Source organism: Pseudomonas sp. USHLN015 (assembly GCF_037153275.1).
Lineage (GTDB): Bacteria > Pseudomonadota > Gammaproteobacteria > Pseudomonadales > Pseudomonadaceae > Metapseudomonas > Metapseudomonas tohonis.
In genome coordinates this window covers 284,802-298,288 of record NZ_JBBCKP010000011.1, presented here as the reverse complement: position 1 = coordinate 298,288, position 13,487 = coordinate 284,802, and the positions used below count along the sequence as shown (strand labels likewise).

The 13,487-nt window shown below is 68.2% G+C and carries 15 protein-coding genes; 6 read left to right on the top strand and 9 right to left on the bottom strand.

Annotated elements, in window-relative coordinates; translation table 11 throughout:
- Positions 1-49 precede the first annotated feature (49 nt).
- The 5 genes from ligD to WFQ67_RS23555 form a co-directional block, all read right to left on the bottom strand.
- On the bottom strand, positions 50-2,611 hold the full coding sequence (gene ligD / locus WFQ67_RS23575) for a DNA ligase D (RefSeq protein WP_337058358.1): 2,562 nt from the start codon (positions 2,609-2,611) through the stop codon (positions 50-52).
- A 27-nt stretch (positions 2,612-2,638) separates the two neighbouring features.
- Complete coding sequence (gene ku, locus WFQ67_RS23570) at positions 2,639-3,538, bottom strand: non-homologous end joining protein Ku (protein ID WP_213629886.1); 900 nt, start codon at positions 3,536-3,538, stop codon at positions 2,639-2,641.
- Between the two features lie 20 nt (positions 3,539-3,558).
- Complete coding sequence (locus WFQ67_RS23565) at positions 3,559-3,801, bottom strand: hypothetical protein (protein ID WP_173174122.1); 243 nt, start codon at positions 3,799-3,801, stop codon at positions 3,559-3,561.
- Between the two features lie 67 nt (positions 3,802-3,868).
- Positions 3,869-4,360, bottom strand: a complete 492-nt coding sequence (locus tag WFQ67_RS23560; protein ID WP_213629884.1) for an MgtC/SapB family protein — start codon at positions 4,358-4,360, stop codon at positions 3,869-3,871.
- A complete protein-coding gene (locus WFQ67_RS23555) occupies positions 4,357-4,509 on the bottom strand; it encodes a PSPA7_2676 family Cys-rich small protein (protein WP_213629882.1) in 153 nt (50 codons plus the stop codon). Before WFQ67_RS23555 ends, WFQ67_RS23560 begins: the two co-directional genes overlap by 4 nt.
- 185 nt (positions 4,510-4,694) lie before the next feature.
- Between WFQ67_RS23555 and WFQ67_RS23550 the strand changes: the two genes are divergently transcribed.
- Complete coding sequence (locus WFQ67_RS23550) at positions 4,695-5,348, top strand: NAD(P)-dependent oxidoreductase (RefSeq protein WP_213629880.1); 654 nt, start codon at positions 4,695-4,697, stop codon at positions 5,346-5,348.
- A gap of 9 nt (positions 5,349-5,357) precedes the next feature.
- Here the strand turns inward: WFQ67_RS23550 and katE are convergent, their stop codons facing one another.
- Complete coding sequence (gene katE / locus WFQ67_RS23545; RefSeq protein WP_337058357.1) at positions 5,358-7,493, bottom strand: catalase HPII; 2,136 nt, start codon at positions 7,491-7,493, stop codon at positions 5,358-5,360.
- 133 nt (positions 7,494-7,626) lie between these two features.
- On the bottom strand, positions 7,627-7,809 hold the full coding sequence (locus tag WFQ67_RS23540; protein ID WP_173174131.1) for a general stress protein: 183 nt from the start codon (positions 7,807-7,809) through the stop codon (positions 7,627-7,629).
- A 391-nt stretch (positions 7,810-8,200) separates the two neighbouring features.
- Between WFQ67_RS23540 and WFQ67_RS23535 the strand changes: the two genes are divergently transcribed.
- Both WFQ67_RS23535 and WFQ67_RS23530 read left to right on the top strand, forming a co-directional pair.
- Positions 8,201-8,437 (top strand): DUF1652 domain-containing protein, encoded by a 237-nt coding sequence (locus tag WFQ67_RS23535; RefSeq protein WP_213629877.1) that lies wholly within the window; start codon positions 8,201-8,203, stop codon positions 8,435-8,437.
- A gap of 17 nt (positions 8,438-8,454) precedes the next feature.
- A complete protein-coding gene (locus tag WFQ67_RS23530) occupies positions 8,455-8,889 on the top strand; it encodes a hypothetical protein (protein ID WP_337058356.1) in 435 nt (144 codons plus the stop codon).
- 209 nt (positions 8,890-9,098) lie between these two features.
- On the opposite strand, the gene WFQ67_RS23525 is transcribed toward WFQ67_RS23530, so the two are convergent.
- Positions 9,099-11,567, bottom strand: coding sequence for a glycogen/starch/alpha-glucan phosphorylase (locus WFQ67_RS23525; RefSeq protein WP_337058355.1), 2,469 nt, complete (start codon positions 11,565-11,567; stop codon positions 9,099-9,101).
- A 70-nt stretch (positions 11,568-11,637) separates the two neighbouring features.
- On the bottom strand, positions 11,638-12,033 hold the full coding sequence (locus tag WFQ67_RS23520) for a DUF2513 domain-containing protein (protein WP_173174139.1): 396 nt from the start codon (positions 12,031-12,033) through the stop codon (positions 11,638-11,640).
- Positions 12,034-12,344: 311 nt separating this feature from the next.
- Here WFQ67_RS23520 and WFQ67_RS23515 point away from each other — a divergent pair, with 311 nt between their 5' ends.
- The 3 genes from WFQ67_RS23515 to WFQ67_RS23505 are packed head-to-tail and all read left to right on the top strand — an operon-like array spanning position 12,345 to position 13,475.
- Positions 12,345-12,722, top strand: a complete 378-nt coding sequence (locus WFQ67_RS23515) for a termination factor Rho (RefSeq protein WP_213629872.1) — start codon at positions 12,345-12,347, stop codon at positions 12,720-12,722.
- A 25-nt stretch (positions 12,723-12,747) separates the two neighbouring features.
- A complete protein-coding gene (locus tag WFQ67_RS23510; protein WP_337058354.1) occupies positions 12,748-13,008 on the top strand; it encodes a hypothetical protein in 261 nt (86 codons plus the stop codon).
- A 41-nt stretch (positions 13,009-13,049) separates the two neighbouring features.
- Complete coding sequence (locus WFQ67_RS23505; RefSeq protein ID WP_337058353.1) at positions 13,050-13,475, top strand: hypothetical protein; 426 nt, start codon at positions 13,050-13,052, stop codon at positions 13,473-13,475.
- Positions 13,476-13,487: the final 12 nt, after the last annotated feature.

Below are 13,487 nucleotides of genomic sequence, written 5' to 3'. Positions count from 1 at the left end.
ACAGGACTGGCGCCGCGCCAGGGGGTTCAGGAAATCCCCTCCAGCGGCATCACTCCTCAGGGCCGGTTTCCAGGCGATCCCACATGGCGCGGGTGATGCGTTGACGGGCGAGGTAGTCGTGCCAGGGATCGCGCTCGAGGCCGTCGAGGCGTTGGCGCAGCGTGGCCAGGGTCCATTGCGCCGACCCCTTGAGGCGCTCCAGTTCATCGCGCTCGATGGGCACCGACACCGGCAGGCCCGGCCGGGCCCGAACCGAATAGGCGCAGACGGTGCTGGCACCACGCTGGTTGCGCAGGTAGTCGACGAAGATGCGCCCGACACGGTTCTTCGGCCCCATCTTGTCGACGAAACGTTCCGGCAACTGGCGCGCGAGGAAGGAGGCGATGGCCTTGCCGAATCCCTTCACCTCGTCCCAGCCGGCATGCCGTGCCAGCGGAACGATCAGGTGCATGCCCTTGCCACCGCTGGTCTTGAGCCAGGCCTGCAGGCCCAGCTCGTCGAGTACGGATAGGGTCAGGCGCGTCGCCTCCTGCATGGTCTTCCAGGGCAGCTTCGGGTCGGGGTCCAGGTCCAGCACCAGACGGTCCGGCCGTTCGATGCGGTCACTGGTGGCCCCCCAGGTGTGCAGCTCTATGGCGCCCATCTGCACCGCGCCCACCAGAGCCTCCAGCGTGTCGATCTCCATCAGCCGCGCGTGCCCCGGGTCCAGCTCCGGGTCGAGGTGGCGGATATTGGGGATCGCCAGGCGCTCGGCGTGCTTCTGGAAGAACAGCTCGCCACCGACGCCCTCCGGCGCCCGCAGCAGCGACACCGGGCGCCCCTTCAGGTGCGGCAGCACCCACTCGGCGACATCCGCGTAGTAACGCGCCAGCTCCAGCTTCTGGGTGCCGCTCTGGTCATCGATGACCCGCTGCGGGTGGCTGATGGAGACCTTGGCCAGCGTCTGGCGCCCTCCCTCGCCGGCCTTCTCGGCGGCGGGCGCGGGGGCCTTCTTCGGCTTGGCCACGCTGCGTGGCTGCTCGCGGACGATCTGCTCCGCCGGCTTGTCGCTGCGCAAGGCGACGAACGCGGCCTGGCGCACGATGGCATCGCCCGTCCACTCGGCGAACTCCACCTCGGCCACCAGTTGCGGCTCCACCCAGTGCACGCCACGGCGCTGGGCCGCCGGCAGAGCCCTGGTCAGCGGGCTGTCATCCCGTGCGATGGCCTGCAGGCGGCCGTGGATGTCGGCCAGACGCGCCTCGTCGAAGCCGGTGCCGACACGCCCGGCATAGCGCAGCTCCTCACCACCCGGCTCGTCATGGACGGCCAGCAGCAAGGCACCGAAGCCGCTGCGGCTGCCCTTGGGCGCGGTGTAGCCGACGATCACGAACTCCTGGCGCCGACGGCACTTGAGCTTGATCCAGTCCGGGCTGCGGGCCGAGCGATAGGGGCTTCCCGCGCGCTTGCCGATCACCCCTTCCAGGGACATGGAACAGGCACTCTCCAGGATCGATTCGTGGCTGGCGGAAAAGGCCTCGGAGAAGCGCAGCAGGCTGCGCCGCTGACCCTTGAGCGCCTTCTCCAGGGCGGCACGGCGCTCCTCCAGCGGCAGCTGGCGCTGGTCACGGCCATCGAGGAAGGGCGCATCGAACAGGTAATAGAGAATGCTGTGGCTGCGACCGATGTCGAATGCGTTCTGCAGGCCCTGGAAGCTCGGCAGGCCGTCCTCGTCGAGCACCACCACCTCGCCATCCAGCCAGCTGTCGCCCAGCTCCAGCGCCGCGAGGTCACGGGCCTGCAGGGGCAGGCGCGCGGTCCAGTCGTTGCCGTTGCGGGTGAACAGCCGCACCTCGCCGTCACGGATGCGGGCGAGGATGCGGTAGCCGTCGAACTTGATCTCGTAGCGCCAGTCACCCGCCGGCGGCGCATCCACCAGCGTCGCCAGTTGCGGCGCCAGGCTGTCGGGCATGCGCTCCTCGCTCGCCGCAGCCTTGCGTGTCTTGCCACCAGCCTTCGCGGCGCGCCGTGTGGCACCCGGCCGTGCGCCTGGCGCGTCGCTGCCGACATCGGCCCCGCTGAGCACGCTGGCCGGCTCGGCGGAAACGATGTCGTACTCCTCCGCCGGGCGCGCCACCTCGTCGTCCTGCTTGATCAGCAGCCACTGCTCCTTGTCGCCGCTGCCACGCAGGCGGGTGCGCACCAGGCTCCAGTCGCCACTGAGCTTCTCGCCCACCAGGGTGAACCTCAGCCTGCCGGCTTCATAGGCGGCCCTGGGGTCGCCATGGGGCTGCCAGATGCCGCGATCCCAGACGATCACATCCCCCGCACCGTACTGCCCGGCGGGAATGCTGCCCTCGAAATCGGCATAGCCCAGCGGGTGGTCCTCGACGTGCACGGCCAGGCGCTTGTCCTTGGGGTCGAGGCTCGGGCCCTTGGGTACCGCCCAGCTCTTCAGGGTGCCGTCCAGCTCGAGGCGGAAGTCGTAGTGCAGGTGGCGGGCGTCATGCTTCTGGATCACGAAACCGAGGGCGCCGGCCTTGCTGCGCCCGCGGGGCCGCGCCTCTTCGCAAGGTTCGGAGGTGATGTCGAAATTGCGCTTGCGGTTGTAGTCGCTGGAACGGCGGGCCATGGCGGACACCTCGGCGTGGATGCGGACTCAACCGGCCTTGGCCTTGGTCCGCGTGGGCTTGTCTCGGGTCTTGCGCGCCGGCTTGGCAGCGCCCTTGGCCGCCTTGGCCTCGGACTTGGCGGCGGGCCTGGCGCCTGGCTTGCCGCCCAGGCTGCGCTTGAGCAGGTCGGTGAGGTCGATGACGTCGGCGCTGCGCCGCTCCTCCTCGCCGGCCGCTGCTTCCACCGCCTCGATGCGGCCCTGGCTGGCCTTGCGCTCCACCAGTTCCATGATGCGGTCGGTGAAGGTGTCCACGTACTCCTCCGGCTGCCAGTCCGCGCTCATGTCCTTGATCAGCCGCTTGGCCATGTCCAGCTCGGCCTTGGCCAGCTTGGCCTCGGTCACCGCAGTGCCCAGCTCCAGGCTCTCAAGGCCGCGCACCTCGGCGGGCCAGCGCAGCATCACCAGCACCAGGGCCGACTCCAGCGGCATCAGCGCCGCCAGGTGCTGGCGGGTGTGCAGCACCACGTTGGCCAGGGCCACCTTGCCGGTGCCGGCGAGCGCCTCGCGCAGCAAGGCGTAGACCTTCTCGCCACGCTTGACCGGCGCCAGGTAATAGGGGGTATCGATGTTCTGCAGAGGAATGGCGGCGCTGTCGACGAAGGCGAAGATGTCGATGGTCTGGGTCGCTTCCGGGTGGGCGGCGCGGATCTCCTCCTCGCTGATCACCACGTAGCGGCCCTTCTCCAGCTCCACGCCTTTGACGATGTCGTCCTTGGTCACTTCCTTGCCGGTGCGCTTGTTGATCCGCTTGTAGCCCACCGGGTCCATGTTGCGCTTGTCCAGCCAATCGAAGTCCACCCCCTGGGACGACGTGGCCGAAACCAGCGCCACGGGAATATGCACCAGGCCGAAACTGATGGCGCCCTTCCAGATCGCACGTGCCATGGGTCACCTCGCGGGGGCGCTCAGAGCGCCACGCCGTCGCTGTAGATCACGCTGCCTTCCACGGTGATGTCGCGGATCTGCCGCAGCATGTTGTCGGCGGCGGTCTCCGCCTCGTTCTCGCACACGCAGCCCGGTGCCACCACCCAGAGCACCCGCACGCCGGCGCCCTCGCGCTTGGGCTGGTACTCGATCAGGCCGACGTAGCTCTGCCCTTCCTTCATGGCATCGGTCCACGCGGTGCAGTGCTTGAAGTCTCTGAACATGGCGAAAACTCCTTGTTGCTGGCTGCCACACAAGGTTCTGAGTCGCGACGATGGAAAAGAGTTTCGCCTATCGCTTGTCGCGCCCATCCAGGCGCGACACCAGGTGCGGCAGCAGGTTAAGGATCACCAGGGCCAGGAGGGTCGCCAGCACTGCGGTGGCCTCTCGCCCGAGGCCCACCGTGACGCCGATGGCCGTCGTCAGCCACAGCCCTGCGGCGGTGGTCAGCCCCTTCACTTCAGCCTCGCTGTCGCGCTTGAGGATGGTGCCGGCACAGAGGAAGCCGATGCCGGCGACGATCCCCTGGATCACCCGGCTGAGGGCATCGGATTCGGCCCCCGCCATCTGCGGCGCCAGGACGAAGAGCGCAGCGCCCAGCGCCACCAGCATGTGGGTGCGGATGCCGGCGGCCTTGCCGTGCTGCTCGCGCTCGAACCCGAGCAGGCCGCCCAGCAGCGCGGCCAGCAACACGCGCAGGGTCACCCGGGTCGCCTGGGTCGGGTCGTCGAGGTCGGAGAACTCGTTGGCCAGCGTCGCCAGCACCTGGTCCCACCAGGTCACGACCCACCGCGCTCCAGCACGGCGTTGGCGGGCGTGTAGCGGCAGGCACCGCAACGTGCGCAGACCTGGCACAGCAAGTCTTCCTTGCCGATGTGCACCGAGGTGCTGGGCGACCAGGAACAACCACCGATCAGACAGAAGAGAGTCATGTCACCTCCACCGGCAGGGTGCCGTATGAAACCGGACTCATCTTTTTCGACGGGGCGGCGCCTCGAAAGGTTTGCTCTTTTTTCCGCCAGGCCGCGCCGCGCGCCGCATGGGGCGATTGGCTGAACCAATGCAGCGGGGGCCGGGGTCTAGATGCAACGCCTCCGCAACCCACCGAGGAACCCTGATGAAGAACCTCGAAACACCCGCCTGCAAGGTCGCCCTGTTCGGCGCGCTCGGCAGCCTGGGCAGCGCACTGATGGTCGAGGCCCTGAGCCGTCAGTGGGAAACGATGGCGCTGCTCGACGACCTCAACGCCATCCCCTCGCGGCCCGGCATCCGCGCCAAGCCCGGCGATCCGTTCGACGCCCTCGGCGTCAGCCACGCGGTGGCGGGGATGGACCTGGTGCTGTGCAACCTGTGCAGCCAGCCCCTGCTCGCCTCACGCCGCAATGGCCCCGGCTTCGATGTGGAATTCAGCGCCATCACCGCCCTGCTCGACGGCCTGGCCGTGGCCGGCGTCAGGCGCCTGCTGGTGATCGCCGACTTCCACTGGCTGGACGAGGAATCGGGCCACCCCGCCGAGCCCGGCGAGCAGTTGCAGCGACGCCTGGTGGACAGCGACATCGACTGGACCCTGGTGGACGCACCCGGCATCGGTGGCGACGACCTGTTCGGCCAGGACGACTTCCTCAAGCCAGCGCACAGCAACGAGCCGGACGCCGTGAGCGCCCTGCGCCGCTTCGCCGCTGCGGTACTGGATGAAGCCCGCCTGTCCGCACACGTGCGCCAGCGCGTGCACGTCCAGGTGGAACACGAGGCGACTCGCGCCGCCCCGTGATGGCCGGCGCTAGGCCGGCACCGCCTTGGCCTTGGGCTCGCGTGCCCAGACCCGGTGCCGGGCGATGGCCTCGAAGAGCGGCTTGACCACATCCTTGGCGGTCGCACCGCTGATCAGCCCCTCGTCGGCCTCCAGGTAGAGCTGGCTGGCCAGGTCGCCCGCCGCCCCGCAGAGGGTGATGGCCTTGAGGTGCTTGTACGCTTCCAGCACGTAGTGCAGCGCATCGCCATCTTTGCCCAGGGTCTTCGCCGCGCTGTCGCCGGCGGGCACGAACACCGCGTCGAAGGCGATGGAAGGCAACCCGGCGATGGTGGCGTCGGGAACCAGTTGCTTGCCCTCGGCGGTGTTCACCGGCGCCGAGCTGGGCGCCAGCAGCTTGGCACTGGCACCGGCCTTGGCCAGCTCGCCCTGGAGGAACTCGACGTCACTGCCCTGCACGCCGTTGGCGATCAGGATCGCCACCTTGCGCGACTTGATGTCACCCGACAGCAGGTTCATCTGGCTCAACGCGGGCGAGGCCTTCAACGAGCCTTCCGGCACCTGCACCGTGGGCGCCTGGGGCGGCGTCAGGCCAAGGTTCTCCGCCACCTGCCGGGCCAGGTCGAGGTCGATGTTGGCGAGGATATCGTGCACCTGGCGCTCGCGGATGTGCACCCGCTCGACCTTGCCCAATTCGAAGCTGTAGGCGGCGACCACATGATCCTTCTCCGTCTCGCTCAGGCTGTTGTAGAACAGCCGGGCCTGGGAGAAGTGATCGGCGAAGGAATCGGCGCGCTTGCGCAGCTTGGTGCCCGACAGCGGCTCGGGGTAGCTGCTGAACCCACCATGGCGCGGCGCCGGCGGCGTCTCCTTCGGCCAGCCGCCATCGATGGAGTTGGGCTCGTAGGCGGCTCGCCCCTTGTTCACCGTCTGCCGGTGCTGGGCGTCACGCTGGTTGTTGTGGAACGGGCACAGCGGGCGGTTGATGGGCAGCTCGTTGAAGTTCGGCCCGCCGAGGCGCGAGAGCTGCGTGTCGGTGTAGGAGAACAGCCGCCCCTGCAGCAGCGGGTCGTTGCTGAAGTCGATGCCCGGCACCAGGTGGCCGGGGTGGAAGGCCGCCTGCTCGGTCTCGGCGAAGAAGTTGTCCGGGTTGCGGTTGAGCACCATGCGCCCCACCTTGCGCACCGGCACCAGCTCCTCGGGCACCAGCTTGGTGGGGTCGAGCAGGTCGAAGTCGAACTTGTGCTCATCCTCCTCGGGGATCACCTGCAGGCCCAGCTCCCATTCCGGGTAGTCGCCCTTCTCGATGTCTTCCCAGAGCGTGCGACGCTGGAAATCCGGGTCCTTGCCGGCGAGCTTCTGCGCCTCGTCCCAGACCAGCGAATAGACGCCCGACAGCGGCCGCCAGTGGAACTTGACGAAGACGCTGCGCCCTTCGGCGTTGACCAGGCGGAAAGTGTGCACGCCGAAGCCCTGCATGCCGCGATAGGCCACCGGGATGGCGCGGTCGGACATGGTCCAGAGCACCATGTGCGCGGACTCGGGCACCAGGGAGACGAAGTCCCAGAAGGTGTCGTGGGCGGAGGCGCCGGTGGGGATCTCATTGTGCGGCTCGGGCTTCACCGCATGGACGAAGTCGGGGAACTTGATGGCGTCCTGGATGAAGAACACCGGCATGTTGTTGCCCACCAGATCGAAATTGCCTTCATCGGTATAGAACTTCACCGCGAAGCCACGCACGTCGCGCACCGTATCGGCGGAGCCACGCGGGCCCTGCACGGTGGAGAAGCGCACGAACACCGGGGTCTTCTTCCCCGGCTCGTTGAGGAAGTCGGCCTTGGTCAGCTCGGCCAGCGGCTCGTAGACCTGGAAGTAGCCGTGGGCCGCCGCGCCGCGCGCATGGACGATGCGCTCGGGAATGCGTTCGTGGTCGAAGTGGGTGATCTTCTCGCGCAGGATGAAGTCTTCCAGCAGCGAGGGCCCGCGTTCGCCGGCCTTCAGGCTGTTCTGGTTGTCGGCGATGCGCGTGCCGGTGTTGGTGGTCAGCGCCTCGTCGGTGGCGTCCTCGCGGAACGCCTCCAACTGCTCGAGCTTGCGATTGTCGTTCTCACGGTCGGGGGTGTCGGTACCGGCGAGCTGGCTAACGGTCTGCTTCTGGGTGGGCATGGGGATCTCCTGGCGGGATACGGCGCCCAGTCAGGCGCTCATTCTGGCGACGCGTTGCGCGTGCTCGGCGAATCACGGCGTGGTGCGGCAGGGTGGGGAGCGGCGGCCGCATGCCGCCGCCCCCCGTTGGGCGTCAGTCACTGCTGCTGTTGCTATTGCTGTGGCTGCGCTGTCCTCCCTTGCGGCCGGCCGCGGAGGCGCGCGCCGGATCGTTCCTGAAATTGCCGCCACTTACATGTCCGCCCTTCTTGCCGGCTTCGGATGCGCGTTGCGGGTCTTCTGCGAAGTTGCCTTTGCCACCTCGGTGTTGAGCCATTGCACGAGTCCTCTCTGGTCATTGATCTGACGTTGATCTGACGTTGTCGTGGAGCAGACGCCAATCCGGCGCCTACTAGGTCTGAGGGCACCGCTGCGCAGAGGTTCTATCTATTTGCGCCTCGCAGCCCCGGGGCGCGCGGCCACGATTGAGCGGCTCAATGGCGGGCCCAGAGCGGCCGATAGGCGTGCGCAATCACAGGCGCCGCCGCCAATTAACCGCCAGGCTTTTTTTCACCCACGCAAGCCGATGTAAACAGGGGCGATTCCCGGCCCTACCGGTCATTGGGCCGTTGGCCAGCATTTACGCCCGGGCCTGGGGGTTTAAGGTTGGGAGGCAACGTCACAGCGCATGGAAGCCTTCACTCACCCAGCGATACGAGGTGGCTGCCGTGCCCAGCAATCCGCCCAGTGCCCGGGAAATCGAAGACCGCTTCAACCAGCGCCTGCAGCCGATCCACCATGGCCGCTGCGTGATCGAAGCGGACGGCACCCTGACCATCCGCCTGCAGGACGGCGACCGCCAGCTGACGGTGGTGGGCATCACGCGTGAAACCTATGCCGACCGCGAGGCTCTATTCGAACTGGGGCCCACGCTGCTCGAAGAGTGGCAGGCCCTCAGGCCATGACCCGACGGAGCACCGCCATGAATCCAGCCGCCCCGGAACCGAGCAACTCCCCTCTCCCCGAGGACGCCCGCCACTTTCTCCGCGACGTCGAGGCGGCCCTGGTCGACCAGGCCCTGCCGTTGTTCGAGGAAGCGGCGCGCCACGCCCGCCGTGGCGGCATCGAAGTGACCGTGGAGATGGGCAGCAGCGACCCGCTGCAGCCCCAGCTGCGCCTCGCCGCGAGCAACCCGGGGACGCGTACCAGCAGCTACCGGATCATCGCCGACGTGGGCAACCGGGGCGTGGTGCACGAGGAGTTCTACGCCTGCAACGACGAGACCCGCACCCTCCCCGCCCAACTGGCCTCGATCAACGAAACGGTGATCGACACCCGCCTCGCCGCCTTCTTCCTCAAGGCCTTCGCCCTGCCCCTGGACTACGTCACCGAACGCCGCCAGGCGGGATTCTGGTAGGGCTGCATTTCACCTCTCCAGGCGTGCCAACGGGGGCTTCGGACGGTGGACGGATGAAGCGTTGGCGGCGCTGTGCGCCGCTTGGCGACTGAAGTCGCCCCTACAGGCAGCCCCGCCCGAGGCGTGACCACTGCGTAGGGTGGAGGTCGCTTTTCACCTCCACCGGCGGAGCCTGTTGCAGACGCCCGCCGCCCTCCCCTTGTTCCGGGTCAATCCCGGTTGGTGGGCACCTTCCAGATGTCGGCGGCGTACTCGCCGATGGTGCGGTCGGAGGAGAACCAGCCGGCGCGGGCGGTGTTGAGCACCGCTGACTTCCACCATTGCGCGGGCTTCTGCCAGGCGGCGTCGACGCGGCGCTGGGCGTGCCAGTAGGCGTCGAAGTCGGCGCAGACCATGAAGCGGTCGTCACGCACCAGGTGCTCCACCAGCGCTTCGTAGCGCTGCGGGTCGTCCGGCGAGAAGACGCCACGCCGCACCGCCTCCAGGGCGCCGGCCAGGCGTTCGGACCCGGCCACCACCGCGCTCATGTCCAGCTCGCCGGCGCGCTTGCGCTGCTCCACCTGTGCAGCGGTCATGCCGAAGATGAACATGTGCTCGGCACCGATCAGCTGGCTCATCTCGACGTTGGCGCCATCCAGGGTGCCGATGGTCAGCGCGCCGTTGAGGGCGAACTTCATGTTGCTGGTGCCGGAGGCTTCCAGGCCGGCGGTGGAGATCTGCTCGGAGAGGTCCGCCGCCGGGATGATCACCTCCGCCAGGCTGACGTTGTAGTTGGGGATGAACACCACCTTGAGCAGCCCGCGCACGGTCGGGTCGGCGTTGATGGTGCGGGCGATGTCGTTGGCCAGCTTGATGATCAGCTTGGCCTGGTGGTAGCTGGCCGCGGCCTTGCCGGCGAAGATCTTCACCCGGGGCACCCAGTCGGTGGTCGGCTCGTTGCGGATGGCCTGGTACAGCGCCACGGTGTGCAGCAGGTTGAGCAGCTGGCGCTTGTATTCGTGGATGCGCTTGACCTGTACGTCGAAGATCGCCTCGGTGTCGAGGTGGATGCCCAGGCGCTCCTGCACCAGGCTCGCCAGGGCGCGCTTGCTGTGCTGGCGGTGGGCGGCGAACTGTTTGCGGAAGCCGGCCTTGTCGGCGTACGGCTCGAGATCGCGAAGGCGCTCCTCCGGGGCATCCAGCAGGTCCTCGCCGAGGGCGTCGACCAGGGAGCCGGTGAGCAGCGGGTTCACCTGGTACAGCCAGCGGCGGAAGGTCACGCCGTTGGTCTTGTTGCTGATGCGCTGCGGGTAGAGCCGGTGCAGGTCGCGGAACACCGTTTCGCGCATCAGGTCGGTGTGCAGCGCCGAGACGCCGTTGATGCTGTGCGAGCCGAGAAAGGCCAGGTTGCCCATGCGCACGCGGCGGCCGTGGTCCTCTTCGATCAGCGACACCGAGCGCAGCAGGTCGAAATCGTGGATGCCCTGCGCCCGGAGCGAGTCGATGTGGTAGGCGTTGATCAGGTAGATGATCTGCATGTGCCGCGGCAGCAGGCGTTCCATCAGCGATACCGGCCAGGACTCCAGGGCCTCCGGCAGCAGCGTGTGGTTGGTGTAGGACAGCGTCGCCACGGTCATGCCCCAGGCTTCGTTCCAGTCGATGCGGTAGACGTCGACCAGCTGGCGCATCAGCTCGGCCACGGCGATGGCCGGATGGGTGTCGTTGAGCTGGATGGCGGCCTTGTCCGGCAGCGAGCGGATGTCGCCATGGGCGGCCATGTGGCGGTGCAGCAGGTCCTGCAGCGAGGCGGAAACGAAGAAGTATTCCTGGCGCAGGCGCAGTTCCTGGCCGGCCTCGGTGCTGTCGGCCGGGTACAGCACGCGCGAGATGCTCTCGGCGCGCACCACGTCGGCCACGGCGCCGAAGTGGTCACCGGCGTTGAAGCGCTCCAGCTGCAGGTCTTCCATGGCGCGGGCACGCCACAGCCGCAGCGTGTTGACGCTGGAGCCGCGCCACCCCACCACGGGGGTGTCGTAGGCGATGGCGCGCAGCGTTTCGTTGGGCTCCCAGGTCAGCCGCGGCATCTCGCCGCCGTCATCCTCGGTGCGCACGCTGCCGCCGAAGCCGATGTTGTAGCTGACCTCGGGGCGCTCGAACTCCCAGGGGTTGCCGAAGTCCAGCCAGGTCTCGGTGTGCTCCTGCTGCCAGCCATCGCTGACCACCTGCTTGAACAGGCCGTGCTCGTAGCGGATGCCGTAGCCGTGGGCGGCGAGGCCGAGGGTCGCCATGCTTTCCATGAAGCACGCGGCCAGGCGACCGAGGCCGCCATTGCCGAGGGCCGCGTCGGGCTCGACCTGGCGGATGGTCTCCAGCTCCACGTCCAGTTCGGCAAGCGCCGCACGGGCGGTCTCCAGCAGGCCGAGGTTGCTCAGGCAATCCACCAGCAGGCGGCCGATGAGAAATTCCAGGGACAGGTAGTACACGCGCTTGTGCTGCTTGCGGTCGACCTGTGCCTCGGTCTCTTCCCAGTTGTCCACCAGGTGGTCGCGCGCGGCCAGGGCGACGGCCTCGAACCAGTCATGGCTGTAGGCATTGCGCGGGTCCTTGCCCACGGCGTACTTGAGCTTGGCGAGGATGTTCTGCTTGAACGCCTCGACCGGGGTCGGGCCGGCCGTTGCGCTGGTTTGCTCGGTGGACATGTGCTGCTCCTTGCCCGGTGGTGTGGATGGCGGGTGTGGCACGAGCGGTGTGCCCGGCGCCCTGCGCCCTTCAGCTGAACTGGGCGTCGTTCTGCGCCAGGCGCAGCTGGCGCGCCGCGTCGCCCACGGCGGGTGGGATGGCGGTGGAGCGCAGGGTCTCCAGGCTCACGCCGCCCATGCGCTGCTCGATGAACTGCCGCTTCGCGCGCCAGGCGGCTTCATCGCGGATGAGGTCGAGCAGGTCGTGTCCTGCGAGGGTGAGCCCCTTGGCGATCATCACCGGGTCGCCGTTCCAGGGATGATGCGGCGTGCACTCGGCCAACCCCGCCTGGCACATCAGGTGCAGGTTGTGGCTGACCATCTCCAGCCCATGGCCGGCGAGCGGCTGCGGGTGGAAGTGCTGGCCATGGCCGAGCGCCTCGATCTCCAGCAGCAATGCGCGGATCAGCTCCCAATCTCTTTTCATGTCACCTCGTCCTTCTGCCCAGTCTGCTGATCGGATACGGGAAAGCGGCCTGCGCCGGAGCCCGGAGCGACCCGCGCAAGGGCGTGCAGGCGCACGCCGGGGCCGCGATTTCCTCATAGGGAGTGAGTCCGCCGGAAGGCGCCGGGAGTTCAACCTAATCGTGCATTACGCACGCCGCACCGCGACCGCCGGTCATGCCCGGGGGGCAAAAAACCTGAACTCTGCCCCGTACCGCCATTCAGAAATCCTGAGGGCTCCGCAGCGGCGCACCGCCGGCGGGGCGAGACGAACGCGATTCAAGGAGGTTTCCCATGCCACGCGGAAGCAAAGCCAAATACACCGAAGAACAGAAGCGCAAGGCCGCCCATATCGAGGCGAGCTACGAGCAGAAGGGCATCGCCCATGGCGAAGCCGAAGCGCGGGCCTGGGCCACGGTGAACAAGCAGTCGGGCGGCGGAGAGAAGGCCGGCGGCTCGGGCCGCAGCACCTCCTCGGCGAGCAAGGCGGCTGCGCGCAAATCCTCGGCACGCCAGGCGGTGGCGACCAGGCACGGGGCGCCGCGCCCCGGCACCCGCCTGGAGGATGCCAGCAAGGCGGACCTGATGATCCGCGCCCGGGCGAAGAAGATTCCCGGCCGTTCCAGCATGCGCAAGGACGAGCTGGTGAAAGCGCTGAAACAGGCATCCTGACACCACTCGCCACGAGGAGAATCCCATGGCCGAACCCTCCAGCCTGCAACGCCTGGTCGCCATCGGTGGCGGCCTCCTGCTCATCCGCAAGGGCGTCGCCACCCATGGTCTGCTCGGGCTCGCCGACATCCTGGTCGGCGCCGCCGCCCTCTACCGTGGCATCGCCCCTGCCCGCCCACGCGCCAGCGTGCATCGGCTGCACCCCCTGCCGGTGGTCGAGCGTGTGCCTCCGGGCAGGCAACTGGTCAGCCCGGCGAGCCTGGTGAAGACCCCCTTCCAGCAGTAGCCGTACAGATGGCGCGCCGACGGTGCGCGAGGAGAGACGCGATGACCCTCAGGATGCCCTTGCTGCTGGCCGGCTGCCTGGCCTCGTCCCTGGCGCTGGCCGACGCCTGCCAGGTGCAGACCCGACCGGCCAGCAGCCAGGTCCCGGGCGTCGAAGCCCAGACCTGCTACGAGTACCCGGGCATGCCGGCCGGCTCGGTGGACTGGTCCTGCAGCAACGAGAGCAAGGACATGCTGCAGAGCGAAAAACACAAGGTGGCCAGTTGCAAGAGCGGCTGGTTCGGCCGCTGCACCGGTGCCCTGACCCAGGAGGCCCTGGCCAACCCCGGCTCCAGCGGCGAGGAAGGCAGCGACCCGGTGAACATCCCCGCCGACGCCAAGGTGGTCATCTACCACTACCAGGCCCGTGACCCGGCGCAGGCGAAGATCGATTGCGAGAACGGTGGCGGCACCTGGCAGACGCCCTGACCTGCCCCTCCC